At 43.9% G+C, this 26,677-nt stretch carries 25 protein-coding genes and 1 pseudogene; 14 read left to right on the forward strand and 12 right to left on the reverse strand.

The features are described from left to right. Positions 1-2 precede the first annotated feature (2 nt). From N2317_03240 to trpA, 8 genes are all read left to right on the forward strand, one after another. A complete protein-coding gene (locus N2317_03240; GenBank protein ID MCX7816516.1) occupies positions 3-755 on the forward strand; it encodes a prephenate dehydrogenase/arogenate dehydrogenase family protein in 753 nt (250 codons plus the stop codon). Positions 756-972: 217 nt separating this feature from the next. Continuing rightward, positions 973-2,487: an anthranilate synthase component I gene (trpE, locus tag N2317_03245; protein MCX7816517.1), complete on the forward strand. Its 1,515-nt coding sequence runs from the start codon at positions 973-975 to the stop codon at positions 2,485-2,487. Then, on the forward strand, positions 2,484-3,065 hold the full coding sequence (locus tag N2317_03250) for an aminodeoxychorismate/anthranilate synthase component II (GenBank protein MCX7816518.1): 582 nt from the start codon (positions 2,484-2,486) through the stop codon (positions 3,063-3,065). The genes trpE and N2317_03250 overlap by 4 nt, the downstream gene beginning before the upstream one ends. A 10-nt stretch (positions 3,066-3,075) precedes the next feature. Then, a complete protein-coding gene (gene trpD / locus N2317_03255) occupies positions 3,076-4,086 on the forward strand; it encodes an anthranilate phosphoribosyltransferase (GenBank protein MCX7816519.1) in 1,011 nt (336 codons plus the stop codon). Between the two features lie 9 nt (positions 4,087-4,095). Further along, entirely contained in the window at positions 4,096-4,875 is a 780-nt protein-coding gene (trpC, locus tag N2317_03260) for an indole-3-glycerol phosphate synthase TrpC (GenBank protein ID MCX7816520.1), read from the forward strand. Then, a complete protein-coding gene (locus tag N2317_03265) occupies positions 4,862-5,602 on the forward strand; it encodes a phosphoribosylanthranilate isomerase (protein MCX7816521.1) in 741 nt (246 codons plus the stop codon). The genes trpC and N2317_03265 overlap by 14 nt, the downstream gene beginning before the upstream one ends. Further along, positions 5,577-6,776: a tryptophan synthase subunit beta gene (gene trpB / locus N2317_03270; protein ID MCX7816522.1), complete on the forward strand. Its 1,200-nt coding sequence runs from the start codon at positions 5,577-5,579 to the stop codon at positions 6,774-6,776. Before N2317_03265 ends, trpB begins: the two co-directional genes overlap by 26 nt. Further along, positions 6,763-7,563: a tryptophan synthase subunit alpha gene (gene trpA / locus N2317_03275; protein ID MCX7816523.1), complete on the forward strand. Its 801-nt coding sequence runs from the start codon at positions 6,763-6,765 to the stop codon at positions 7,561-7,563. The genes trpB and trpA overlap by 14 nt, the downstream gene beginning before the upstream one ends. A 3-nt stretch (positions 7,564-7,566) precedes the next feature. On the opposite strand, the gene surE is transcribed toward trpA, so the two are convergent. The 5 genes and pseudogenes from surE to N2317_03300 all read right to left on the reverse strand — a co-directional run bounded on the left by surE (position 7,567) and on the right by N2317_03300 (position 13,112). Further along, positions 7,567-8,328 (reverse strand): 5'/3'-nucleotidase SurE, encoded by a 762-nt coding sequence (surE, locus tag N2317_03280; protein ID MCX7816524.1) that lies wholly within the window; start codon positions 8,326-8,328, stop codon positions 7,567-7,569. A 98-nt stretch (positions 8,329-8,426) separates the two neighbouring features. Continuing rightward, positions 8,427-10,333: pseudogene (gene dnaK / locus N2317_03285) on the reverse strand (molecular chaperone DnaK). 23 nt (positions 10,334-10,356) lie between these two features. After that, entirely contained in the window at positions 10,357-10,959 is a 603-nt protein-coding gene (grpE, locus tag N2317_03290; protein ID MCX7816525.1) for a nucleotide exchange factor GrpE, read from the reverse strand. Between the two features lie 29 nt (positions 10,960-10,988). Continuing rightward, a complete protein-coding gene (locus tag N2317_03295; protein ID MCX7816526.1) occupies positions 10,989-11,573 on the reverse strand; it encodes a D-sedoheptulose 7-phosphate isomerase in 585 nt (194 codons plus the stop codon). A gap of 114 nt (positions 11,574-11,687) precedes the next feature. Then, complete coding sequence (locus N2317_03300; protein MCX7816527.1) at positions 11,688-13,112, reverse strand: HD domain-containing protein; 1,425 nt, start codon at positions 13,110-13,112, stop codon at positions 11,688-11,690. Positions 13,113-13,204: 92 nt separating this feature from the next. Between N2317_03300 and N2317_03305 the strand changes: the two genes are divergently transcribed. After that, positions 13,205-13,999, forward strand: a complete 795-nt coding sequence (locus N2317_03305) for a ParA family protein (protein MCX7816528.1) — start codon at positions 13,205-13,207, stop codon at positions 13,997-13,999. A 43-nt stretch (positions 14,000-14,042) separates the two neighbouring features. After that, positions 14,043-14,936: an MBL fold metallo-hydrolase gene (locus N2317_03310; GenBank protein MCX7816529.1), complete on the forward strand. Its 894-nt coding sequence runs from the start codon at positions 14,043-14,045 to the stop codon at positions 14,934-14,936. An 8-nt stretch (positions 14,937-14,944) separates the two neighbouring features. Here N2317_03310 and rfbB read toward each other — a convergent pair whose 3' ends face one another. The 5 genes from rfbB to N2317_03335 form a co-directional block, all read right to left on the reverse strand. After that, entirely contained in the window at positions 14,945-16,015 is a 1,071-nt protein-coding gene (gene rfbB / locus N2317_03315) for a dTDP-glucose 4,6-dehydratase (GenBank protein ID MCX7816530.1), read from the reverse strand. A 24-nt stretch (positions 16,016-16,039) separates the two neighbouring features. Continuing rightward, positions 16,040-16,960: a SufD family Fe-S cluster assembly protein gene (locus N2317_03320; protein MCX7816531.1), complete on the reverse strand. Its 921-nt coding sequence runs from the start codon at positions 16,958-16,960 to the stop codon at positions 16,040-16,042. Beyond that, entirely contained in the window at positions 16,941-17,702 is a 762-nt protein-coding gene (locus N2317_03325) for an ATP-binding cassette domain-containing protein (protein MCX7816532.1), read from the reverse strand. Before N2317_03325 ends, N2317_03320 begins: the two co-directional genes overlap by 20 nt. A gap of 86 nt (positions 17,703-17,788) precedes the next feature. Next, positions 17,789-18,463 (reverse strand): NlpC/P60 family protein, encoded by a 675-nt coding sequence (locus tag N2317_03330; GenBank protein MCX7816533.1) that lies wholly within the window; start codon positions 18,461-18,463, stop codon positions 17,789-17,791. Positions 18,464-18,572: 109 nt separating this feature from the next. Continuing rightward, a complete protein-coding gene (locus N2317_03335; protein MCX7816534.1) occupies positions 18,573-19,763 on the reverse strand; it encodes a class I SAM-dependent rRNA methyltransferase in 1,191 nt (396 codons plus the stop codon). Between the two features lie 85 nt (positions 19,764-19,848). Here N2317_03335 and N2317_03340 point away from each other — a divergent pair, with 85 nt between their 5' ends. Further along, positions 19,849-21,543 carry a glutamine--tRNA ligase/YqeY domain fusion protein gene (locus tag N2317_03340; GenBank protein ID MCX7816535.1) on the forward strand — a complete coding sequence of 565 codons (1,695 nt, stop codon included), beginning with the start codon at positions 19,849-19,851 and terminating at the stop codon, positions 21,541-21,543. On the opposite strand, the gene polX is transcribed toward N2317_03340, so the two are convergent. After that, entirely contained in the window at positions 21,532-23,250 is a 1,719-nt protein-coding gene (gene polX / locus N2317_03345) for a DNA polymerase/3'-5' exonuclease PolX (GenBank protein MCX7816536.1), read from the reverse strand. The genes N2317_03340 and polX overlap by 12 nt on opposite strands. 22 nt (positions 23,251-23,272) lie before the next feature. Further along, positions 23,273-23,485, reverse strand: a complete 213-nt coding sequence (locus N2317_03350) for a DUF6485 family protein (GenBank protein ID MCX7816537.1) — start codon at positions 23,483-23,485, stop codon at positions 23,273-23,275. A gap of 195 nt (positions 23,486-23,680) precedes the next feature. Between N2317_03350 and amrB the strand changes: the two genes are divergently transcribed. The 3 genes from amrB (at position 23,681) to N2317_03365 (ending at position 26,638) form a co-directional block, all read left to right on the forward strand. Continuing rightward, complete coding sequence (amrB, locus tag N2317_03355; protein ID MCX7816538.1) at positions 23,681-24,889, forward strand: AmmeMemoRadiSam system protein B; 1,209 nt, start codon at positions 23,681-23,683, stop codon at positions 24,887-24,889. Positions 24,890-24,955: 66 nt separating this feature from the next. Beyond that, positions 24,956-26,044, forward strand: coding sequence for an inositol-3-phosphate synthase (locus tag N2317_03360; protein MCX7816539.1), 1,089 nt, complete (start codon positions 24,956-24,958; stop codon positions 26,042-26,044). 105 nt (positions 26,045-26,149) lie between these two features. After that, entirely contained in the window at positions 26,150-26,638 is a 489-nt protein-coding gene (locus N2317_03365; protein ID MCX7816540.1) for a CDP-alcohol phosphatidyltransferase family protein, read from the forward strand. Positions 26,639-26,677 lie beyond the last annotated feature (39 nt).

The following is a 26,677-nucleotide window of genomic DNA, read 5'->3' on the forward strand; positions in this document are numbered from 1 at the left end:
CGATGGGTTTGGGTTTTGATAATGCGACCATTGGAGTAGTAGGCGGCACCCGTGGCATGGGACGTTGGTTGGCTGATTTTTTTCGTGAAAGGGGTTTCTGTGTTTACGTCTCGGGTCGGAATACGCCCGCTGATTCTAGTACATTGGCCGAGTTGTGCCAAGTGATAATTGTTGCTGTGCCTATTTCAGTAACATGCGATGTGATAAGGGAATTAGGACCTCGTCTCCCCGATGACAGGTTGCTCGTAGATGTTGCCTCACTGAAGAAGAGGTCGGTAGAGGCAATGCTGGAGAGTTCTACCTGTGAGGTAGTCGGTGTTCATCCTCTTTTTGGGCCAGCTGTTGAGTCAATAGCGGGAGAAAATGTGGTGGTATGTCCGGGAAGAGGCCAATCGGGTATGGAATGGATCTGCCGTACGTTTGTGGAAGCAGGAGCACGGGTGACAGTGACAACCCCAGATCACCACGATCGAGTTATGGCTGTAATTCAGGCAATTAACCATCTGAATACAATGATTTTTGGTAAAGTTGTCAGGGAGTCGGGTTTGTCCGAGGAAGAATTAGAGCGTTATTCTACTCCTTCTTTTCGTCAGAAATGGGAGCTCTTAAAGAGGATAGACGAACACCCCGAATTATATAGAGACATTATCACTCACAATGAGTACGTGGAGTCCATTGGGGCGCTTTATCTTGATGCAACTTTAGAACTGATGAACACACTCATAAAAGAGATTGACATAGCGGGCAAATTTTAGTATATTTAGAATAATATGAAATGTGTAGAATTAATACAAAGAGAATCAAGCTGGTGGTGGTGCTCCGAAAAATAGGGGCACCCCACAGCTAAAAAGTTAAGAAAATAAATTGCCGTGGGGACCCCAAGGGGAGGTGCTCCGCGGCAGTTTTTTATGAATTTGAAAGGCCGTGCTTAGGAGCACGGCCTTTAAATTTGGAATTGAGTGAGGTTTATAGATGATTGAACCATCATTTGCAGAATTTGTGGAACTCTCTAGGAGGGGCAATATCATACCTGTCTACAGGGAAGTATTGGCGGATACAGAAACTCCTGTCACTGTTCTTTTTAAGTTCTCACAAAATGATCCGGTGTTCCTTTTGGAAAGTGTTGAGGGTGGAGAGAAGTGGGGAAGATACTCTTTTTTGGGTTTCGATCCCCGGATGGTTGTTACGGTTGGTGATGAAGAGGTAAGGATCAGAGAGTACGGTGAAGAAAAGGTCCACAAGCATAACGGAGACCCGTTTGGCTTTCTGCGGAAATTTTTCAAAAAATTAAAAGTTGTGAGTGTTGGGGAACTCCCGCGATTTTGTGGTGGCGCAGTGGGTTACATTTCCTATGAGGCGATTCGTTTTTTTGAAAGCAGGTTGAGTAAAATCAAAAGGGCAGGTGATGGATGGGATTACGCCGCCTTTATGATAACCGACACGCTTGTTGTGTTTGACCATGTTAAACATACGTTGAAGGTTGTCGCACTGGCGTATGTGGATGGTGGTGATTTGAAGTCACTTTATGAAACGTGTGTGCAGAAGATTGATAAAGTAGTCCGCAGATTGAGAGATGAAGGGATCTCAGGTTTCTGTACCGTTCCGGTTGCTGAATACAAACCAGAGTTTAAGTCCAATATGGAACCAGAAGAATTTAAATCGATGGTGGAAAGAGCAAAAATGAATCTAGTAAATGGCGATATAATTCAGGTGGTACTTGCTCAGAAGTTCACCGCTGTATGTGAGTTGTCGCCGGTGAACCTGTATAGAGCCCTTCGTTTTATAAACCCTTCACCTTACCTATTTTTCCTCAGGTTCGGTGACAGATATATAATTGGTTCATCACCTGAGGTGCTCGTACGTCTCGAGGGCTACAACGTAGAGCTCCGCCCCATAGCGGGGACCAGGCCAAGAGGAAAAACGGAGCAAGAAGATCGCAAATTGGCTGACGAACTTCTTAAGGATATGAAGGAGAAAGCTGAACATGTAATGCTCGTTGATCTGGCTCGAAATGATCTAGGGCGAATTGCCAGGTTGGGTAGTGTCCAGGTTACTTCTTTTATGAACGTGGAAAGGTACTCTCATGTCATGCACCTCGTATCAACTGTGGTGGCAGAACTTGATGATGGGAATGATGCCTTTGATGTTTTCAAATCTGTGTTTCCTGCGGGAACCCTGACAGGTGCTCCGAAGATAAGGGCAATGGAAATTATAGATGAACTGGAGCCTGTAGGTAGGGGTCCTTATGGTGGTGCGGTGGGTTACTTTTCATTCAACGGTGGGATGGATTTTGCCATCACCATTCGCACGATCCTTATGAGTGGTAATCAAATATGTGTGCAGGCAGGTGCGGGTATAGTTGCGGATTCCGATCCGGTTGGAGAGTTCGAGGAGACAATGAACAAGGCGGCGGGCATGATCACAGCGGTCCAGATGGCGGCCAGTGGTCTTGACTTAGTTACTCTGCAGAGGGGGGATGTAAAGTGATTCTCATTATAGATAACTATGATTCATTTACTTACAATCTACTTCAATATGTAGGCCAGCTTGGTAAGGATTGTTTAGTAAGGAGAAACGATGAAATTACATTGGAAGAGGTGGAATGCTTGAACCCGGGGGCGATAATAATTTCACCAGGGCCGGGTACACCCGAACAAGCGGGGATTACTGTTCCCGTTATCTGTAAATTCTACAAATTGATACCCATTCTCGGGGTGTGTCTTGGGCATCAGTCTTTGTGTTATGCATTCGGCTCAGAAATTACAAGAGCGTCATCATTGATGCATGGAAAGACATCCTTAATCAAGCACGACGGACAAACTATTTTTAAGGGTTTGCCTAATCCTTTTATAGCGGGGCGTTACCATTCCTTGATTGTCAGAAAAGAGAGTGTACCTTCCTGTCTGAAGATAAGTGCCGAAACTGAAGAGGGAGAAGTTATGGCTGTAAGGCACAGGGATTATCTTGTCGAAGGGGTACAGTTTCATCCGGAAAGTGTCCTTACACCACAGGGTAAGAGGATTATCAGAAATTTTTTGGATCTTGTGGATGAACGAGGGAGATAAGGGGGTGTCTATGATAAAAGAAGCGCTTGTTAAGCTTGTAAATCGCCAGGATCTGGCGGAGGAAGAAATGGAGTTGGTTATGACAGAAATAATGGAGGGCAAAGCGACGGATGCACAAATTGCATCTTTACTCACAGCTTTGAGGATGAAAGGGGAAACCGTTAAGGAGGTGAGTGGAGCTGCACGAGTGATGCGAAGAAAGGCTTTGCGTATTGATGCTCGTTCGTCGGTTGTTGTGGATACGTGTGGAACAGGCGGTGACAACCGGGGGACTTTTAATATCTCAACAACGGCAGCTTTCGTCGTGGCCGCTGCAGGCATAACGGTGGCCAAACACGGGAATAGAGCTGTTTCCAGTGGGTGTGGCAGTGCCGATCTTTTGGAGGCACTGGGTGTGAACATTGAAGCGACGCCTGATGTTGTGGAAGAGTGCATTCAACAGGTAGGTATAGGTTTTCTTTTTGCACCTCGATTGCATGGGGCAATGAAGTATGCCCTCGGTCCCCGAAGAGAAATGGGTTTTAGGACCATATTTAACATGCTGGGCCCTCTTACGAATCCTGCATCGGCAACAGCTCAGCTCGTGGGAGTATATGCACCAGAATTGACAGAGATGTTTGCCCATGTACTCAGGAACCTTGGGGTTAAGAGGGCTTTCGTTGTCCATGGTTCTGATGGGTTGGATGAGGCCACTGTCACAGGGGAAACGAGGGTTTCGGAGTTGAGGGAAGGTGTCGTTACAACATATAACATTGATCCTATTCGTTATTTTGGGGAGTATTACAGTTTGGAAGAACTCCGCGGTGGCGATGCTTATACGAATGCAGAAATAACAAAATCTATACTCGCCGGGGAGGATGGGGCAAAGCGGAAGATAGTGATTCTTAACGCAGGGTTAGCTATTGTAGCGGCAGGAAGGGCGAGTACTCTTGAAGAGGGGATTAAGATTGCGGAAGAACGTATAGATGATGGATCTGCTCTTAGGAAACTTCGGGAACTTATAGATGTGAGCAATTCCTGAGAAGGTAATATGATTGCAAACATTCTGGCTAAAAAACGGGAAGATGTCGAGGAGGCGAAGAGGAGGAGGCCTATAAAGGAAGTTATTAGCGGGTGTGGGCAAAATAGGATCAGAAACTTCCCATTTGAAAGGGTACTTGAGGAAAAACCTGTAGCCATAATTGCAGAGATAAAGTTACGTTCGCCATCGGTGGGAACGCTGAGAGAAAATGTGGATGTGGTCCGTATTGCTGAATTATATGAAGCGTGTGGTGCTGCTGCGATTTCTGTGATAACTGAACGGCATTTTTTTAGAGGAAGTGATGATTACATCACTTCTGTGCGAAACAGTGTAAGTGTACCTTTACTTAGAAAAGACTTTATCATCGATGAGTACCAGTTGTATGAGACACGTTTTCTTGGTGCGGGTGCCTTGCTGCTAATTGTTGATATTTTGGATGACGAACAGCTTAGTGATTACATTCAACTTGCTGATGAGTTGGGTTTATCCGCCGTGGTGGAGATTCACAATGAAAGAGGACTACATAGAGCTTTAAAAAACGGTGCGAGGATCATTGGGATAAACAACCGGGATCTTACTACCTTTAAAACGGATTTGAACACCACTTTTAGACTGGCACCTCTAATTCCGCCGGGGAGGTGTATCATAAGTGAAAGCGGAATCGAGGATAGAGATGATATAGAGAGTCTTCTGGCAATAGGGGTCAAGAATTTTCTCATCGGTGAAGCACTGATGAGAGCTCCGGATATTTCTTCGAAATTGAGGAGTTTTATAGATGCACTGCGTTGACAATAGGATGGGTGTCAAGATCAAGGTGTGCGGTATTACAAGAAAACATGACGCGCTTTTGGCTGCTAGTTTGGGGATACACGCCCTGGGATTTATATTCTATCTTGAGAGTCCCCGTAATGTCGAACCAGAAGCAGCAAGTGAGATAATAAAACTGGTTCGTGAGCTTTATCCTCATTGTCAGAATTTCCTTCCAGGCGCGTTGAAGATGGAAGAGAGACCTCTTTTTCGTCCTGCGTTTGTTGGTGTGTTTGTTAATGAGGATCCCTTTAGGGTAAAGGAGATAATGGATTACTGTGGTTTAGATTTTATTCAGCTCCATGGTGATGAATCACCCGATTATTGCCGTTTTTTTCCAAAAGATAAGGTGATAAAGGTATTTACACTGCGATCGAAGGATGATCTTTATCTTATAGAGAAGTACGATTTAGAGGTGGTTATGATAGATAATCGTACTGAACATCTCTATGGGGGGACGGGGTTAACGGCGGATTGGGACCTGGCAAAGTTTGTGGGAGCCCGCTACCGTTTAGTTCTCTCGGGTGGTTTGAACTCCGGGAATGTAGCGGATGCTATCCGTAAGGTTTTACCTTTTGCAGTGGATGTAAATAGCGGTATTGAAAGTTCCCCAGGAGTAAAGGATTCGTTTTTAATGGTGGATTTTGTCTTGAAGGTAAGGGAGATCTGCAAGGAGATAGGTTATGAAGCGATATCGCTTACCGGATAAAAGAGGTCATTTTGGTACCTTTGGTGGGCGTTACGTAGCAGAGACGCTCATGTCTGCTTTGCTCGAGCTTGAAGAAGAGTATAAGAAGTTCCGCGTGAATAGAGAATTTCGAAGGGAGTTGGATGACTATTTGCGTGATTACGCAGGGAGGGAAACACCCCTATATTACGCAGGGCGTTTGACGGAACGCATTGGGGGAGCAAAGATTTATCTCAAAAGAGAGGATCTGAACCATACAGGTTCCCACAAGATAAATAACACCATAGGTCAGGCCCTGCTCGCAAAAAGGATGGGGAAATCTAAGATAATTGCTGAAACTGGAGCAGGGCAACATGGAGTGGCAACGGCCACTGCTGCTGCTCTTTTCGGCATGGAATGTAAGATCTATATGGGAAGGGAAGATATGCGTAGACAGGCTCCAAATGTGCACAGGATGCGGATTTTGGGTGCAGAGGTGATTGCTGTAGATTCTGGCACTGCGACTTTGAAAGATGCTATGAATGAAGCTATGAGAGCGTGGGTCACAAATGTGCGGGATACGTTCTATATAATTGGCTCCACTGCAGGTCCCCATCCCTATCCCATGATGGTCAGGGATTTTCAAAGTGTGATTGGCAGGGAGACGAAACGTCAGATCCTGAAAAAAGAGGGGAAGTTGCCGGATGTGCTTGTGGCGTGTGTGGGTGGTGGTAGCAATGCTATGGGTCTTTTTTATCCTTTCCTTGAGGATGATGTAGCCCTCGTGGGTGTAGAAGCGGCGGGTAAGGGTATAGAAACAGGAAAACACGCCGCATCTGTGACTGCAGGAAATTTGGGGGTTCTCCACGGTAACAAAACGTACCTACTTCAGGATGAATATGGGCAGATCAAGGATGCCCATTCCATTGCTGCCGGGTTGGATTATCCAGGAGTGGGTCCAGAACATAGCTACCTGAGGGAACAGGGAAGGGCAAGTTACGTGGCTGTTAAAGACGGTGAAGCATTGGAGGCCTTCTTTACTTTGTCACGTTTGGAGGGAATAATCCCTGCGTTGGAAAGTGCCCATGCTCTCGCATATGCTATGAAACTGGCTTCAGAAATGGGAAGGGATCGTATCGTTGTTGTCAATCTTTCTGGCAGAGGGGATAAGGATACGGGTATAGTTGTGGAGATGATGCAAAATGGGAAGGATTGATACTCGTTTCGCCACATTAAAGGGGAAAGGTGAAAAGGCTCTAATTGCTTATATAACTGCAGGTCACCCTGACTTAGAGATAACTGAAGCCGTGATACCTGCGCTTGCTGATGCAGGAGTAGACGTTGTAGAAATTGGTGTTCCTTTTTCAGATCCAACAGCGGATGGACCCATTATCCAAGGGTCGTCTCAAAAGGCTCTTCGATCCGGAACGACTCTTCCGTCCATTTTGGAAATGATAAAGAGATTCAGAAATCGTGTTGCTATACCCCTAGTTTTGTTTAGTTACTACAATCCGATCTTTGTTTTTGGTGCGGAAAGATTTGCGAGAGTTGCAGCTGAAAGTGGAATTGACGGTATACTTGTCGTTGATTTGCCCCCTGAGGAGGCTTGTGAGCTCAGGTGTTATACGGACAAGGCTGGACTTGATTTTATACCTCTGGTTGCGCCGACAACGAGCAGTAAAAGGATGAGACTCATTGTAAAAGAGGGATCAGGTTTCATTTATTACATAACTCTAACCGGGGTAACGGGTACGGGCCGACCTTTTGTGGAAGAGGTTAAGGAAAGAGTCCTTGAGATTAAGTCATTTTCCCCTCTCCCTGTGGTAGTTGGATTTGGTATCTCAACTCCTGAGCAGGCTGCGGAAATTGCGTCTTTTGCCGATGGTGTTGTCGTTGGCAGTGCATTTGTCAAGCTGATGGATAGTGTTTCGAGAGAAGATTTGGTGGAAAAGGTTTGTAAATTCGCATCCTCAATTAAACTCGCAATGGATAACTCTAGATGAGAATTAAAGAAGTCTCGATAGTTTTGAAGAAAGATCACCCAACAGATCGTGACAGGTCATATCAAATTTGAGGGGTGTAACCGTAATGTATCCATTACTTAGAGCCACTATATCCGTCTCTGGATCATCGTTGTTGTCTATTTTCGTTTCACCCATAAGCCAGTAGTAGGTATTTTCCCTTGGATCGATTCTTTTATCGTAGCTCTCTTTTATCCTTGTATAACCTTGTTTCACGACTATTACACCTTTTATCTGTTCAGGGGGTAGATTCGGGATGTTCACGTTGAGAACCACACCAGGAATGGGATTCTGAACGATAAAAGCGGCCATTTTTCTTGCAAATCTTGCAGCAAAACTATAGTCGGCATCCTTGTATGAGTCGAGGGATACTGCGAGTGATGGTATGCCGAGTATTGCGCTTTCGGTTGCTGCGGAAACCGTTCCAGAGTAAAGAACATTTATGCCCACGTTCGCACCTCTGTTTATACCGGATACAACGAGGTCTACAGGACCACCCGCAAGTTCTCTAACGCCTATTTTAACGCAGTCAGCTGGAGTTCCCGCCACGGCATAGCCATAAAAGTAGCCGTTTTTTTTGGCGGGACGAACCATAAGTGGTCTTGTGATGGTAATGGCATGTCCAACAGCACTCTGTTCCACTTCTGGAGCTACGATGAGACATTCTGCGTCTTTGGATAGTTCCTCATGAAGAACTGCTAAACCCCTTGCATATATGCCGTCGTCGTTTGTAAGCAAATATCTCATACGTGCTAACTCCGCTCCTTGTTTTGTAGTTCGTGCAATAAAACACCCGGAAGGATATTGATCCCCCAGGTGCTAAGTTTTATTGTTTTACTCAGATTTTACTTTACCTCTTCAAAATCAGCGTCAACCACATCATCGTCTTTCTTTCCCCCCGCGTAAGTGTCGGTCTTACTGGTTCCTGCACCTGACTGTTGAGCAGTTGTCCGTGCGTACATAGCTTCTGCCAGACGATGGGATGCGGTGGTGAGTTCTTCCTGAGCTGCTTTTATAGCGTGGATATCATTCCCTGCCATAGCCTTTTTGACCTTTTCAATTGCCGCTTCTATGCGTGCTTTCTCTGAGGCATCTATTTTATCGCCGAATTCTCTTATGTTTTTCTCCACACTGTACACAAGGGCATCTGCCTGATTGCGAGCCTCAACCAATTCTTTCTTTCGTCTATCTTCTTCTGCGTGCATCTCTGCCTCTTTGATTAATCTCTGGATTTCCTCTTCAGTTAAACCGCTGGAAGCTGTGATCCTTATGCTTTGCTCCTTTCCAGTCCCTAGATCCTTGGCTGATACGTGGACTATACCGTTGGCATCAATATCAAATGTCACCTCTATCTGCGGTATACCCCTGGGGGCCGGTGGTATACCGATGAGTTCAAAGCGTCCCAGAGATCGGTTGTCGGCTGCCATGGGACGTTCACCTTGGAGGACGTGAATGGTGACGGCAGTCTGATTGTCCGCAGCGGTGGTGAATATCTGACTCTTCCTTGTGGGTATGGTGGTATTTTTTTCTATGAGTTTTGTAAAGACACCACCAAGTGTTTCAATACCTAGGGATAGGGGGGTCACGTCCAGAAGGAGTACATCTTTGACGTCTCCCGCCAAGATTCCGCCCTGGATCGCCGCACCGATTGCAACGACCTCGTCAGGGTTCACCCCTTTATGGGGTTCCTTCCCAAATATCTCTTTAACCTTTTGCTGAACGCGGGGCATCCTTGTCATGCCTCCCACAAGGATCACTTCGTCAATATCCTTGGGAGTGAGACCTGCATCTTTGAGTGCCGTGCGGCATGGAGGTTCCAGTTTCTCTATTAAATCCTCCACAAGGGCCTCCAGCTTTGCCCGTGTCAGTTTCATATTCAGATGCTTTGGACCAGATGCATCTGCGGTTATGAAAGGAAGGTTAATCTCCGTTTCCAACGCTGTTGATAATTCTATCTTTGCTTTTTCTGCGGCCTCTTTCAGACCTGCAAGGCCATACGATCGTTGCGTAAATCTATCCCGTAGTCCTTCTTAAACTCATTTGCAAGGTAATCGATGATTCTTTGGTCGAAGTCTTCTCCACCCAAGTGGGTATCACCATTTGTTGCTTTTACCTCGAAAACACCATCTCCGAGTTCCAGTATGGATATGTCAAATGTTCCGCCACCGAGATCGAATACTGCTATCTTTTCGTCTTTCTTTTTATCAAGGCCGTATGCTAGTGCTGCGGCGGTAGGTTCGTTTATGATTCTTACCACATTAAGACCCGCGATACGTCCTGCATCTTTTGTTGCTTGTCTCTGGGCATCGTCAAAATAGGCGGGTACTGTAATTACTGCATCTATTACCTTTTGACCGAGATAATCTTCTGCTGTCTGTTTCATTTTAGTAAGTATCATTGAAGATATTTCAGCTGGGCTGTAATTTCTTCCCTTTACCATTACATGAGCGTCACCGTTTGGTGCTTCAACGATTTTGTAGGGCAGAATTTTTTTGTCGTATTGCACTTCCTTTGAGTTATACTTTCTTCCGATAAGCCTTTTAACGGCGAAGATGGTATTTTCAGGGTTAGTTATGGCTTGTCTCTTGGCAGCTTGTCCTACAAGGCGCTCACCGCTGTCGGTGAAGGCCACCATGGACGGTGTTGTTCTGCTTCCCTCCTGATTTGGTATAACAACAGGGTCTCCCCCTTCCATTATCGCTACACAGGAGTTCGTGGTGCCCAGGTCTATTCCTATTATCTTTTTACCCATTGTTTTCATCCTCCTTGAGTTTTTTAAGCTTTTTCTTCTTCGCAGGCGCCATTATTCGAACTGCGTTTTTTGCATATTGCAACCTTAGCAGGTCGTAACAACCTCCCATTCAAAAGGTACCCTTTCTGGTATTCTTCGACAATCTCATTTTCTTCATGATGTTCGCTTTCAACCTGAGCGAGAGCTTCGTGGTAATTAGGATCGAAATAGCAGTTCAAACAATCGATAGGTTCCACGCCGTACTTCGCTAAACATGACATCATTTGAGATCTGACCATCTTGAGGCCTTCTTTGAAAGCTGCGAAGTTTTCTGTTTTTTCCGATTGTTCTATCGCTCTGTCGAGGCTATCCAGAACTGGTAACATATCCCGTATCAGATTTTCCTGACCGAATTTTATTACCTCTGCTTTCTCCCTAGCAGATCTTTTTTTGTAATTTTCCAAATCTGCCAGTGCACGGAGGTATTTGTCATAGTTCTCCGCCGCCTCTTTTTCTTTTTGTTTTAGCTTCTCCTGAAGTTCTTCCCCTTCATACGGTTTAACTTCAGGTAATGATGATACCTTTTCTTCAAAGGTTGTATCCTGTGAAGATATTTCCTTTTTTTCTACTATTTCTTTTTTCTCCATTGCTTTTCCCCAATAGGTTAGTGTGTTTTTTATTTAATGTCCGGCATCTGGAAGAGCTTCATGTCCACCAACTGACATATGACATGACCAACGGTTATGTGTACTTCCTGGACACGTGGCGCAAGTGATGATGGCACATTTAGATGATAATCCACTATATCCTTGACATCCCCTCCATCACCACCTGTTAGGCCAATTGTTATAAGTCCCATTTTTGCTGCCTGTCTGAGTCCATTCACCACGTTTTTTGACCTTCCGCTGGTACTAATACCCCATGCTATGTCACCCGGGTTTCCTAGGGCCCTGATCTGTTTACTGAATATTTCTGAGAAGTCGTAATCATTACTGATACTAGTAAGTACAGAAGTATCTGTACTGAGAGCTATCGCGGGAAGAGGAGGCCTCTCTATTAAAAAGCGATTTATAAATTCTGCCGCAAGATGCTGAGCATCCGCTGCACTACCTCCGTTACCGAAAAGCAGGATTTTGTTTCCCGCTTTAAGTGCATTTGTTACAACCTCCACTACTTCCACTATTTTCAGGAGGTTCTCGTTGACAAATACCTCTTTTAAGTGATTACTTTCTTTGAATATCCTAACTATTAAGTCTTCCACTTCGAAGCTCTCTTTTTTCTAAGCCGGCGCTAATATATTTATCCGTACAAGGTGTGTCAAGGTTGCTACTGTGAAAAGGTATTTGACTGTTTTTTCGATGTTGAAAGGGAAAATTTAAACGTTTGTATTCGAGGTGTCAGGATGTGTTTTGAGAACCCGTTCGGCTGCTTTAGCGATTTCTACATCATGGTTGTGGTTCAGTGAGAAGATTCTAAGGTGAATTATGCGTGCAGGAATAGATTTAAACATCTCGATTAAAGGCTCACGGGATATCTTTCCTGTGCTGGGATCGAATACGTTTATTTTACCTGAATGAGCCATTGGGTTTACTGGCCGGGGGTCTTGAGTGACCATATCTATGACAAGGGGTATTCTTTTCAGGTGCATGGGAAGGTAGTGGCGTAGCAATTGTTCGTACTCAGCTGCTTCTGCCATTCGTGTTCCTCTTTGAAGCTCATCTAGAGAAATGTCTGTATAATAGGACATTTTCCATTTGACTTTGCGGTTATAAAGTTTAGCCCATTCTCTACCTAGTTTTCTTTTTTTTTGATCTGTTTCATCATACCAGTTCGTAACTGTTGAAAAAAGTTTCCATTCATCCAAATGCAGATATTTTCCAAGATGTTTTATGGGGTGATAAGGGAAGATAATGTTCATGGTGTCCCTGAATATTTCCTTGAGATGAAGGTCAATAGCCCTCGTTGTTCTGTGAAAATATACGTTTGTGTAGAGACTCAAACGGGCGTTAAGAAATCGCCTCAGTGCTGACAGTCCTGCTTGGTGGAGTGTTAAGCCTTCGTCTGTGTAAAACGAGTAGTATTTCAAACGGTCGATATCAACCATGTCTAAAGAGAAACCTGTCATGTATGCGTCACGCTGTACGTAGTCTAGATTGTCTACGGTGTATATACCCGAAAATAACTGTCTTAGTTTCTTCAACCACGGGGGGGCATTGTATTTATCTTCCGTTTCTGTTTCTTTTTTGATTAGAAATGCCACGTGTTCAGGGTTTAATGTTTCATCTTCATCGAAGTATCCCGAAGGGCTACGTCTTATTGCTTTAATTGTGAATCCCAGTTTCTTCTTGATTATTTCCTGACCTATGTCTTCGTGGGTTAACTTGTACTGAGAGAGGAACTGCTCGTCGAAGAAGTGCCCGTATGGTCCGTGTCCCACATCGTGGAGTAGTCCAGAAATTCGCATGAGTTCTTCAACATAGTTTGCCGATGGTGAGTCGGGGTGAATCTCTTTCAAACTGGGATAGAGAACTTTTGTAAATTCGCCGGCAAGGTGCATAGTACCCAGAGAGTGCTGAAATCTGGTATGTTCTGCGGAGGGATAAACCCAGCGAGCACTCTGCAACTGGTATATACGCCTCAACCGCTGTAGCCATGGTGAGTCTATGATGTCCTGCTCTGTTTTTTCATCTTTTTTTTCTGGTGAGGGTATTGTAAATACGATGTATGAATAGATAGGGTCTGCAATGAGTGCAGTCCCCTGATAGCGAAAACGCGGGTAGAAGCTTTTTTCTATAGCCATGGTGTTTTTATAACGTATGCCGAAAGGTGTATCAATAGGATTTTAGAAACCATATCCCGGAGTTAACGATCGCCATTACGGGGTAAAATTTTATGGTAGGAAATAAGAAGGTTTTAGCCGTATGGAATCTTAAAGGAGGTGTGGGAAAGACTACATGTACTGTTAATATCGGTGTTGCTTTGGGTATTTTAGGCAAGAAGGTATTGCTTATAGATATGGATCCACAGGCGCACCTGGCTTATGCTTTGGGTATTTCATCTCTGCAAATGAAATGCTCAATCCTTCATTTTCTCGAAGGAAGTGTCCCCTGGCGAGAGATTTTAGTATTGAAGGAGGGGGTATGGGTTATTCCATCGTCATCTGATCATTTTTTTGATGGGTTTTTAAGTAGGAGTGCTCCGGAAGATGAGGTTATCCTTCGAGAGAGGATCTCTGGAATAACTGGCTTTGATTTTGTACTTATAGATTGCCCGCCTGCTTGGAATGTCTTGACGGTAAACGCCCTGGTTGCTGCTAGTGATCTTCTGGTCCCCATCCAGGTGGAATTTATGGCCTTGAAAAGCCTGGGTAGACTGTTTGCTTTTGTGGAAGAGGTTAAGAGGAGGCACAATGGTGACCTGAAAATCGGCGGAATTATTGGTAATAGGTACGATGGTCGCAAAAAGTTAGATAGAAAAATGGTGGAAAGCCTCAACCGTCGGTTTGGAGGGATGGTTTTCTCAACTTTGATTAGGGAGAACGTTAAGATCGCGGAGGCTGCAGGTTATGGCCAGTCCATTTTTTTGTATGCCCCGAAAAGTAGGGGTGCAAGGGATTTTCTTGCTTTGGCACGTGAAATAGTTTCTCATAAATCTTTTGCTGTTGAAAAGAAACCTGATATGGATTAACCAATGTGCGTTGTGAACTTTTTGTCTATGTGAAGGAGTAGAGATGATACGGGAAAGCAAAGGCGAAATAGTCCCAGGTTTGTATGCTATAGGAATTCCAGATCTACCAGCTTATCTTATCGTTGGCAAAGAACCGACTCTGTTTGATGGTGGTATTACTTTTATGGGTCCCACGTACATCAATGATTTGAGAAAACTCCTTGGTGATGAAAGGCGATTGTTGTACAACATACTCACACATTCCCATTTTGATCATGCAGGTACAACTCCTTTTCTCAAAAGAAAGATTCCCCGTATGAAAGTAGCGGCCCATTCGCTTGTGGCAAGCACATTGAGAAAGAAGAGTGCTGTTGATCTGATAAGGTCGCTTTCGTCTGAGTTTGAAGTGAAATACAGGGATTTTATCGGTGATGAAAATGTATCTTTTTCTGAGGTGGATGTAGATATCACTTTGGAAGATGGTATGACCATTTACTTAGGTGGTGGTGTGGAGATTTTGGTAATTGCCACGCCGGGACACACGAGAGATTCAATGTCTTATTACATTTTGCCATTTAAGGCCTTGGTCACTGGTGAGGCAATTGGTGTTTTTGATAAAAACTATTCGATTCAACCTGAATTCTTGACAAGCTATAAGAACTATCTTGCTTCCTTGGAAAGGCTTGCCCAGTTGGATCTAGAAATAATTATGATGAGCCATTATTTTGTTCTTACTGGGGAAGATGCTCGTGAATACATACCCCGATCTATAGAAGCCACAAAGCGTTTTCGTGATAGAATTGAGAGGGCACTTAAGGCTAATGGGGGAAACCAGGAGGCAGTGGTGAGAAAGATATACGAGGAAGATTTCATAGGAACGGGTGCAGTGATGCAGGAAGAAAGACCTTATCTTTTGAATTTGCAGGCGAAAGTAAGGTGTATAGCTGAGGGGCTGTGATGGAGTTCTTATTTTTGCATCTTAACACCGTAATGCTCTTCAATCCAACGTTGGTACTCACCGCTTCTCACACGATTTGCCCATTCTATGTTTTGCAGATACCAGTTCACAGTTTTCCTAATACCTGTAGCGAATGATTCCCGGGGACTCCATCCTAGTTCATTGTGAAGCTTGCTGAAATCTATGGCATATCGTCGATCGTGACCGGGACGGTCTTTAACAAATGTGATAAGAGACTTTCTATGAAGGCCACTGACGGGTGGTACGTATTCATCTATCAGATCGCATATCGTTTCTACAATGGTGATATTTTCCATCTCTGCATTGCCACCTATGTTGTAGGTCTCTCCCCGTTTGCCTCTCAACATGATGAGCCATATGGCCTCACAGTGGTCAGTGACGTAAAGCCAGTCCCTTACGTTCTTCCCGTCCCCATAAATGGGTAGAGGTTTATTCTCTAGAGCGTTCAGGATCATGAGGGGTATAAGTTTCTCTGGAAATTGATAGGGACCATAATTGTTAGAGCAGTTGGAAATTGTCACAGGTAAACCAAATGTACGGTGGTAAGCTCGAACTAGATGATCTGCTGCTGCCTTTGATGCAGCATAGGGACTGTTGGGGCGATAAGGTGAATCCTCTGTAAAACGGCCCTGAGGACCGAGACTGCCGTAAACCTCGTCAGTACTGACATGATGAAATAGTTTAAAACTATCTCCTCTCTGACGGGAAAGTTCCAACAGGTTGTATGTTCCCACGATATTGCTTTGAATGAACCCACCGGGATTTCTTATAGAACGATCAACATGGGATTCCGCAGCAAAGTGACACACAGCGTCGATGTTGTTTTTTATAAAAACCTCCCGCATCTTACTTTCGTCACATATGTCTGCCCTTATGAAGGTGTACTGTTCCGGGAATTTTTTCTCAATGTCAGAGAGATTCTCGGGATTCCCGGCGTATGTAAGTTTATCCACATTTATAATACGTCCTTCGAAAGAGGCGTTTTCTAGAAGATATCGTATGAAATTACTTCCTATGAATCCACAACCTCCAGTAACTAGAAGATTTCTTATCCTCATTTTTCGTGCTTATCCCGTTACTTATTATTTTAAAAAACTCTGAATAATGCGGTTCACGGCCTCCTCGTATGTGAGACCAAGACTCATGAGTTTTATGAGCTGATCGTCCGCTATTTTTCCTATGGATGCTTCATGAGTCAGCTCCGCTTCCGGGTGAAGGGCCCGCAATGCTGGTATCGTTTCGTTTTTCCCATTGTCCATGAGAATTGCATCACATTCTATGTGACCAAAAGATGGTGCAGTAGACTCCATGGTTGCGTAGAAATGTTGAACCGAGTCCCCTTTTATAACCGAGCGTGATATGAGATTGGCCCTGCTGTTATTTCCTTTAAGGTAGATGGTGTTTTTTGAAACTGCTTTTTGATTGGCATCCGTCAATACCCGTTCTGTTATAAGGAGTACCCCGTTTGTTTTAACTGTTGCCTCATTTTCTCTTTGAGCTTCGTCCACGCCTCCTAATTGGACTAATTCCATTTCTGCTGATGCACCTTCTTCGAGGAGAACTTTTGTTTTTGGGTTTAGGATACGTCTTCCCCTCCCCGGTCCTGTTGCGTAGTGACGCTCGATGTACTTTACGCGAGCTCCTCTTTCTACATGGAATTCATGGAGCCCTTCATGACCTTCCGGTTCCACACTTGCGCAGTGAATGCCGCATCCGGCAATGATGGTTACATCTGACTCTTCTCCTATGAGGAATACGTTGCGCACAATATCGTAAAGACCAGCGGCACTTACGATGACGGGGATGTGAACGGACTCGTTTATGGTGCGGGGTTTGATGCGAACGATTATACCCTGACCATCTTCTATGCTTTCAATATCGATGTTTGCAGTAACTTGCCTGGAGAGTAATTTGCCGTCTTTTCTAATGTTATATGCCCCTTTGGGCAGTCCTTCTAACTCCGCAACTGTTTTGAGAAGGTGTTCATCGATAGCATTTAACATCTTCGGCGCCTCCCTTACAACTTCTGTATCCACATACGCTCAAATCTACTAGCATAGGTAACGCCTTTTCCAGGCTTCCCTCATAGACTATTTTACCCTTGTTCATGATGAGAATTAAGTCTACAGTCTCTAGAAAGTCTCTGTTGTGACTGACCACAATGGTTGTGGTTCCCCTTTCCTCACATTCTTTTTTGAGAAGATGCACCATAGGGTTTATTGTCCAGAGATCAATACCTGTGTCTGGTTCATCGTAGATTGCAAGTTTGGGATTTCGTGCAATAGTTGTAGCAAGTTCAATTTTTTTTATCTCGCCGCCGGAAAGTTTTGTATCAACTGGACAGTCGAGATAGGATAGAGAACATATACCCACTCGACGCAAGAGGGCGAGTATTTGTTCCTCTTCATTCGTACCAGCGGCTATAGATAGAAGTTCTCGAAACGTGATACCTTTAAAGCGTGCCGGCTGCTGAAAACTGTAAGCGATTCCTCTTTTTGCTCTCTCTGTTATCGATAAGTTTGTGATATCCTGTCCTTCAAAAAAGATGGACCCTGAAGTTGGTTTATTAATACCCATTATGAGTTTTGCTAGGGTAGTCTTTCCTGATCCATTCGGCCCTGTGATACCGTAAAACTTTCCCTTCTCAAAAGTGTATGAAAATCCTTCGATGATTGTCCGTTCCCTTTGCCCATTGTTGGGATCACCGATAGTTACTTTGTATACCACATCTTTTAATACCAGCATAATGTTACCTCCTTTTTATCGGCGAGTGCTTTGCCTCCCGTGCCTTATGTGATAAATCCGACAGAAAGTCAAGTTAGTCAGATTTATTATAGGTAGCTTCTAGCCCCTACGTATTTTCTAGCATAGAATTTGTTATTAAGTGAGTCAATTCGGATTTTTTTGCCCTGTCCAGGTGCGTGGACGAATTTGCCATTGCCGAGGTATATACCCACGTGAGAAACTTTTTTGCCTCCCCGTGTAGCGAAGAAAACAAGATCCCCCTTTTTTAGGTCCTCAGAGTTTACCGGTTCGCCAATTTCGAATTGCATCTGCGATGTTCTAGGTAGATCAAGTCCGTTTAATCTATAGACCGTCATAGTGAAACCACTACAGTCAAATCCTTCTTCCGGTGAAGTTCCACCCCATAGGTATGGAATTCCTATGAATCTCTTGGATGTTAATGTGATTTCCTCTCTGAGATAATCTTCTCCCAATGTTTGGGCTTTTGTGGCAGCGTACTGTTCAGGACTTACTATGTAATAGTCGTCTATGACACCAACTGATTTTAAAATAGCAGCAACACTCTCAGCGTCAGTGCGATCTTTGAAGTTGCCGAATGTGACACGATATAATCCTTTCTTTGTTACAAAATATGTGGCATCAAGCCCTTTTTGTCTCAGCTTATCGGCGAAAAGCACCGCGTTTTCAGCTTCCGCGAATGCACCTGCTTGTATGGTGAACCCGAGAATGGGTATCGTTCTTTCACGTTTGCGTACGTGCATTTTTTGTGGAGGTCGCTTTGCGGGAGGAGAGATTTCAAAATGTGGTTTGCGTGGGGCACAGTTTTCGCACGTGATGAGTATGATCAATATTAATGTAACCCAGGGAGTCTTATTGAACATAGAGTAGCAGTCCCTTTAGATACCTACCCTCTTTGTGTGCAAGAAGTGTTGGGTGATCCGCACCGGGTCCCAGTTTTTTTAGGAGACGTGCCTGCCTTCCCGCATCATTAGCGGCGGCGAGTACTATTTTTGTAAAGAGTTCTTCATCGATGAACGTCGAGCAGGAAAATGTAATTAAAAATCCACCAAGTGTTAGTTGCTTGAAAGCATGAAGGTTAATGTCTTTGTAGCCCCTAGCTGCCTTTTGCACGTCATTTTTGGTACGTGAAAATGCAGGAGGGTCGAGAATGATTAAGTCATAGGTCTCTCTTGTGTTTCTCAGGAAAGAAAACATATCTTCTTTAATAGTGGGATGGTCTGCTGGAGAAAAACCGTTTTTCTTCAAGTGATAGTTGACCATGTTACATGCAGATTCCGATGAATCGACAGATATTACTTTTCGTGCTCGACCACCGCAGGCGTAGACGGTGAAAGCCCCTGTGTATGAGAAACCATTTAGGATTTTCAAGCCTGATGATAGGTTCTGAACGAGATATCTGTTATCTCTCTGGTCCAAAAAGAATCCTGTTTTTTGACCTTTCATAATGTTCACTGAAAATTCATAACCTGATTCTCTGATATCTACAAACTCGGGTGGATCTTTCCCCCATACTGTGCCTGTTCTGTCGTTTAGACCTTCCTTTGATCGTGCTGGGCTAGCACTTCGCTCGTAGATGGATATAGGATTTATTTCTTTGATGATAGCCCCAATAAGTTTCTCATATTCCCTTTCCATTCCTGCCGTTTCTACAGAAAGCACGCAATACCCATTGTAATAATCGAGAATAACACCCGGTATGCCATCGCCTTCTGCGTTTATAAGTCGGTAGGCATTTGTGTGTGGAGGTATGATCCTCTCCCTGAGTTGTTTTGCCCTTTTAATGAGAGTTCTCCAGAAGGTCTCATCGATACGGACTTCTGTGTTAAAACTTAGAACGCGGAATGCGATGTTCGATTTGGTATTGAGGAAACCTAAGGCCAGAGGTCTTTTCTCATGACTGAGTAGGCAGACTACAGAACCTGGTTCAACATCCGTGGGGTATTCCGCAATGGCTCCCGAGTATATCCATGGATGTCCCTGGATAAGAGATAGTTCTCTTCCACGTTTCAGAATGACTTCGGGATAGAGCTTGTTTGGCATGTTCTACTTATTCCCGATTGACAAGTTTATGTACTTCTACCTATACTGTTAAAGAAAATCATGATCAACAACAAAAGGAGAAAATATGACAGCTGCGGAGACGACTTCTTCCACAGATTTTATAAGGGAGATTATAGAACGTGAGTTAAAAGAAGGAAAACACGAACGAATAGTTACAAGATTTCCGCCGGAGCCCAATGGGTATTTACACATCGGCCACGCTAAGAGCGTCTGTCTAAATTTCGGAATTGCGGAGCAGTTCGGGGGTATCTGTAACCTAAGAATGGACGATACGGATCCAAGTGGAGAGTCAATGGAGTTTGTGGACTCTATCATCAATGACGTCCGTTGGCTTGGTTTTGATTGGGAAGACAGATTGTACTTTGCCTCTGACTATTTCGATAAGCTCTACGATTACGCGGTGGAATTGATAAAAAAGGGGAAAGCGTATGTGTGTGCTCTTACGCCCGACGAGATAAGGGAGTACAGAGGAACGTTGACAGAGCCGGGCAAGGAGAGCCCGTACAGGAATCGCCCGGTAGAAGAAAATCTTGAACTCTTTGAAAGGATGCGCCGCGGTGAGTTCGATGATGGTGCGTTGGTTTTGCGGGCAAAGATAGACATGTCATCCCCTAACTTGGTGATGAGGGATCCTGTTATTTACCGAATTAAACGGACTCCCCACTACCGAACAGGTACAAAATGGGTAATTTATCCTATGTATGACTTTGCCCATTGTTTGTCTGACTATATTGAAGGCGTGACACATTCTATTTGTACACTGGAGTTTGAGAATAATCGTCAACTTTACGACTGGTTTTTAGATGAGTTGGTCACGGGAAAGCGGCCTCGCCAGATAGAATTCGCTCGGCTGAACCTGAGCTATACTGTTCTGAGCAAAAGAAAGCTAAGCGAGCTTGTGGAAAAAGGGATAGTCAGCGGTTGGGATGATCCCCGTATGCCGACGATTGCCGGCATGAGGCGCCGAGGTTATACACCTGCAGCGATACGTGATTTTGCAGCGCGTATAGGTGTAGCGAGAAGTGACAGTTTGGTAGACGTATCTCTTTTGGAGTCTTGTGTGAGAGATGATTTAAATAAAACGGCTGTGCGAGCAATGGCTGTTCTTAAACCACTTAGACTTGTGATCGATAACTACCCGGAAGGTCGGGTTGAAGAATTTGAATGTCCGAAAAATCCACTCGAGCCCATGATGGGAACTAGGAGAGTTCCTTTTTCCAAGATACTTTTTATCGATGAAGAAGACTTTATGGAGGATCCTCCAAAGAATTTTAAGCGATTGGCACCAGGGAGAGAAGTGAGGCTTCGGTATGCGTACATAGTTAAATGTAAGGATGTGGTCAGAGACCCAAATACGGGAAAGATTTTGGAGGTTCGTTGTACATACGACCCATCTTCGCTTAATACAGCCACGGGAGAAGCTAGAAAAGTAGATGGGGTTATCCACTGGGTTTCGGCGGAACATGCAGTGTCCGCTGAGGTACGGCTCTTCGATAGGTTGTTTACTGTGCCAGATCCAGGCAGTGAGGAAGATTTTCTAAAATACGTTAATCCGGATTCTCTAAAGGTTCTTACTGGTTGTTTTGTAGAACCAAATTTGAAAGATGCTTCTCCTGAGGATCGTTTCCAGTTTGAGAGAGTGGGTTACTTCTGTGTGGATTTGAAAGATAGCAGGGATGGAAAACTGGTCTTCAATCGCACGGTTACTTTGAAAGATTCGTGGAGTAAGATTGCAAAGAAGCAAACTTCAATGTCTTAAAAAGGCGAGGAGCTCTTCAAGGGGAAGGCAATTTAGTATATGAGATTTTTCACACCAACCCCGCCGGGCAACACCTAAACCAAATCTCATTAGGTGAAGTTGATGGATATTGTGGGCGTCAGTCCCGAGGGCTAACATAACCCCGGCCTCTCTCGCTTGGAAAACATGGAGGTCCTTTAGATCTAACCTGTCGGGCATAGCATTTATCTCTAAAGCTTTACCCATTTTTTTTGTTTCTCTGAAAATGGCATCTAAGTCCAATTCAACTGGGTTTCTTTCACCGATAAGACGGCATGTAGGATGTCCGATTATATCCACATGAGGATTTCTCAAAGCCATCAACATCCGTTTTGTCATTTGCTCGGAACTTTGGCGAAATGAAGAGTGAATGGCTGCGATAACTATGTCAAGTTCCGCAAGAATGCTGTCTGGTAGATCTAAAGTTCCGTCTGCCCGAATGTCCACTTCAATCCCTGTAAGAATGCGAAATGGTTGAAAGAATCTATTTAAACGGTTTATCTCTTCCATTTGTTTTCTTAAGCGGCTTTCATCAAGACCGCGCATACCACCTCTACCACGGGAATGGTCAGTGACAGCCATATATTCGTAACCGCATGCGATGGCAGCTTCGGCCATTTCTTCTATGGAGTTGATACCATCACTCCAATGTGTATGCACATGCAAATCCCCTTTTATGTCTGAGAGACTGACCAATTTGGGTAGAGCTCCGCTTTCTGCAACTTCTATTTCTCCTCTCCCCTCTCGGATTTCCGGGGGTATGTATTGCATACCAAGGCGGTCATAAAAAGCTTCTTCCGATGAAAATTTTTCTATTTTGTTTTGTTTGATTTCTGTAATACCGTACTCGCTCAGTTTGAGGCCTTTTTTCTGGGCCTTTGTTCTTAGCTCGATGTTGTGTTCTTTGCTACCGGTGAAGTACTGAAGAAGAGAACCGAAAGCATCGGGTTCCACAATGCGAAGGTCCATCTGAACATCTGGATGGACAATTATACTTGCTTTTGTGCTCCCTTTGGCAACGACTTCTTTTACATCTGGCATAGAGCAAAAAATTTCGATAACTTCCCGCGGATCTCGGGCGGTGCCCATAATATCTATGTCTCCCACAGTTTCTCGGAAGCGTCTTAAACTGCCTGCAGGCAACAGTTGCGTGACACCAGGGACTTCCTTTAGTTTTTTAATCACATCTTCCACAAGAGGCAGGGCTTCACCTATGGGGATACGGCGATCCTTGCGGCGAAGAGAGTGAATGTGTTGGAGAATGTTTTTCGCGCTTTTCTCACCCATTCGGAAGAGGTGGGATACTCTTCCCTCCAGTATTGCTTTTTCTAGTTGATCCACTGATTCTATGTTGAGTTCAGTAATCAACCGATAGGCAGTTCTAGGTCCAATGCCGGGAATTTCCATAAGTTGGAGGATTCCTACTGGAAATTGGGATTTCAGCTCTTCGTAAGCATTGAGCTTACCTGTGTATATTAGCTCTTGGATTTTTTTAGCAATGGCTTCCCCTATTCCTGGGATTTTTTGTATATTTTCACCTTCTTCCAGCATCGTTTTCAGTTCTTTAGGTAAATGTTCGATGATATGGGCAGCTTTCCTGTACGCTCTGATTTTGAAAGGGTTTTCTCCTTTCAGTTCAAGGAGATCTGCTATATCTTTGAAAGCTTTGGCTATTTCAGCATTTCTCATTAAGATACCTCTCTTTTTATGTTCACCACCATCTACCACGGGATTCGTATGTTTTGATAAAGTTCTCTATTGTTCTATTGTAGGTTTTTTCCACGTCTTTTGGAAAAAAACAGGCGGGGAATTGTCCTTTGCGAAGATGGTAGTGAACGCACTCACAGCATATTCCCTTTCTGCTGCAGGGTTCATACGTACATGTACATAAATTTTTGTTTTTCTGAATGTTGCACTCCTTCATTTTCGCCTCCTAAAGGGTTTTGTATTTATATACGATAAACTGGAGATGATTGCCATACACAAAGGATTGTGTGTTTTTTGCGGGCTTTATATAGAGTTAAATAGTTCTGGATGTTTCGTTGACAGTTGAAATGACAAACAATATATTGATTGATTAGTTTTTGAGTGTATATGAGATGTTAGCAATAAGGAGAACATGGATTATCCTCTTCTAAGACCTATCGAAATGATACCTTTTTGGGAGAGTGGAAGGCAACGCGTTCTTTTGCGTGACCCCGAAGGAATACTTGAGGAACCACTTGTTGTTTCTAAAGAGACGGCAATTATTCTTCTGCTAATGGATGGCACGAGATCTCTGAGGGATATCCAAGCAGATTATATGAGGAAGTATGGGGAATTACTGTACATTGAAAAACTTCAAGAACTGGTTGTTTTCCTTGAAAATAGCAATCTTCTGCTAAGTGAGAGATACAAGAGTTATGTGGAGTCCCTGCGACTAGATTACGAACGAAAAGAGGTGAGGCCTCCATTTCTTGCGGGGAAAAGTTATCCTGCTTCCCCGAGAGAGCTTGAGGAGTATCTGACGGGATTACTGGAATTAGATCAACTTGAGCAATCTGACAAATTACCTCACATTAGGGGCATACTCTCTCCTCATATAGATTACAGTAGAGGAGGTAGAGTGTATGGTAAGGTCTATTCCTTTCTTAAAGGAGTTGATGTAGATCTTGTAATTATACTTGGAACTTCTCATAGACCATTGCGTAGACTGTGGGCAATATCTTTGAAGGATTTTGCTACGCCATTGGGCAGAATTGCTGTTTCTGAGGAAATGAAAAGTTTGATATATGGTTCGTCTGTTTTAAAAAATTACGTTGACGAGTGGCCACACAGGGTGGAACATTCTGTGGAATTGCAATTACCCTTTCTTCAAATGACACTTGGCAATAATTTCCAAGTGCTCCCCATCCTTACAGGTGGTATGGAGGAATTTGTGAGAGGCGATAGGATCCTTGATGATCCAGAAGTGGCAGCTCTTGTGGAATCATTTAGGTCTTGCCTTGATAAATACGGAGAATCGTATATAGTTGTATCAGGTGCAGATCTGGCGCACATCGGTTATCAATTTGGCGATGCCTTTCCTGTAAGTGAATCCGCTCTCGATTATTCGCGCAGGAAGGACGAGCTTGTACTGGATATGATTGTTAGAGGTAATGCCACAGGTTTTTTTGAAGTGGTGAAAGAGGAAAAGGATGCACGTCGTATTTGTGGATTGAGTCCAATTTATTTTCAGCTTCGTTTGTTGGAGAAGTGCAGGGGGAAGGTTGTGGCTTATGAACAATGGGTAAACGGAGGATCATCAGTAAGTTTTGCAGGAGCTGTTTTTTTTGAAAGTAGTGGATAATATTTGGGAGATAAGTGAATGTTCTTTTTTTTCTAAGTTTTGTTTTTATTCGTTGGAGGGAAGTTTATGGCGGAAATTCGGATCGGTATCGTCGGGGTGGGAAATTGTGCCAGTTCTTTGATTCAGGGTATTCATTACTATGCTGATAAAAAAGATGCCATAGGGCTCATGCATTACAGTATTGGAGGATATGAACCGGGTGATATAAAGGTTGTTGCTGCATTCGATATAGATGCTAGGAAGGTTAACAAACCCCTCCATGAAGCCGTTTTTGTGCTGCCCAACTGTACAAAGAGATTAGTGCAGAGTTTGCCAGATCTGGGTGTTAAAGTAATGATGGGTCCTGTATTTGATGGTATTGCACCTCATATGCATGATTATCCCCCCCACAGAACATTTATTGTAGCTGAGGAGAAACCAGTTGATGTTGTTGAAGTTTTAAAGAATTCCGGTGTGGAGATCTTGATAAATTACCTTCCAGTGGGATCTGAAGAGGCAACCCGTTTTTATGCGAATTGTTGTCTGGAGGCGGGAGTTAGTTTCATCAACTGTATTCCAGTTTTCATTGCTTCTGATGATTTATGGGCCAAGAGATTTAAAGAAAAAAATATCCCGTTGATAGGGGATGATGTTAAATCTCAGATAGGGGCAACTGTATTGCACAGAACACTTGTTAGATTGTTTAGGGAACGTGGAGTTAAGTTGAATCGGACATACCAGTTAAATACTGGGGGTAATACCGATTTTCTAAACATGATGAATCACCAGAGGATCAAATGGAAACGTATCTCAAAAACAGATGCTGTCCAATCCCAATTGGAAGTCCCCCTCCCAGATGAAGATATCCATATAGGTCCTTCGGATTATGTACCCTGGCAGTTTGATAACAAGGTGTGTTTCATAAGGATGGAAGGGAGGATATTTGGAGATGTGCCGGTGGAACTGGAACTTAGACTGTCAGTGGAAGATTCACCAAATAGTGCAGGATGTGTGATAGATGCTATAAGATGCTGTAAACTTGCTAGGGAACGGGGGATAGGAGGTGTTTTGGAGTCTGTGTCTGCATTTACAATGAAACGTCCTCCAAAGCAGTACACTGATTCGGTGGCACGAGTGATGATGGAGGAATTTATCGCGGGTCGTAGAGATATATAATCGGGTGTTAAGTTGATTGCGGCGAAAATAGGTCATACGCTTGATCCATATATTCTGAGGGTTTATCGGTTTTTATTTTTGGGTAGGTCTGTTAACCCAAACTCGTTGACGATTTTTAGTTTTCTATGGGCATTAATAGCCGCAGTATTTATAGTGCAGGAGCGGTTTTTTTTAGGGGGACTATGTTTAATGGTCTCAGGTTTTTTTGATCTTGTTGACGGAGCCGTTGCAAGGAGCACTAATCGTGTTTCCAGTTTCGGAGGGGTTTTGGATTCCGTTCTCGATAGGTACAGTGATTTACTCGTAACTATAGCCATTGCTGTTTCCTTTATCCGCAAGGGTGATCAATTTCTTGCTGCTGTATCCCTTATCGCGGTAATGGGCGTTGCCATAATACCCTATGTTAAGGCGAGGGCCAATGCTGAGGGAATTACATGTGAGGTGGGAATTTTAGAAAGGGCAGAGAGGATCATTCTTCTCCTTGTGGGATTAATGGTTGATTTGCTTTCCCTCACCATGATAGTTATGGCCGTTCTTTCCCATGTCACTGTAATGCAGAGGGTACTCCATGTGAAAAGATTTCTAACCAGATAGTTTTCTAAAAAGTGGAAGTCTTTTATGGTGAAGGTCGGG

The sequence above is a fragment of the Syntrophales bacterium genome (assembly GCA_026417625.1).
Classification (GTDB): domain Bacteria; phylum Desulfobacterota; class Syntrophia; order Syntrophales; family UBA8958; genus JAOACW01.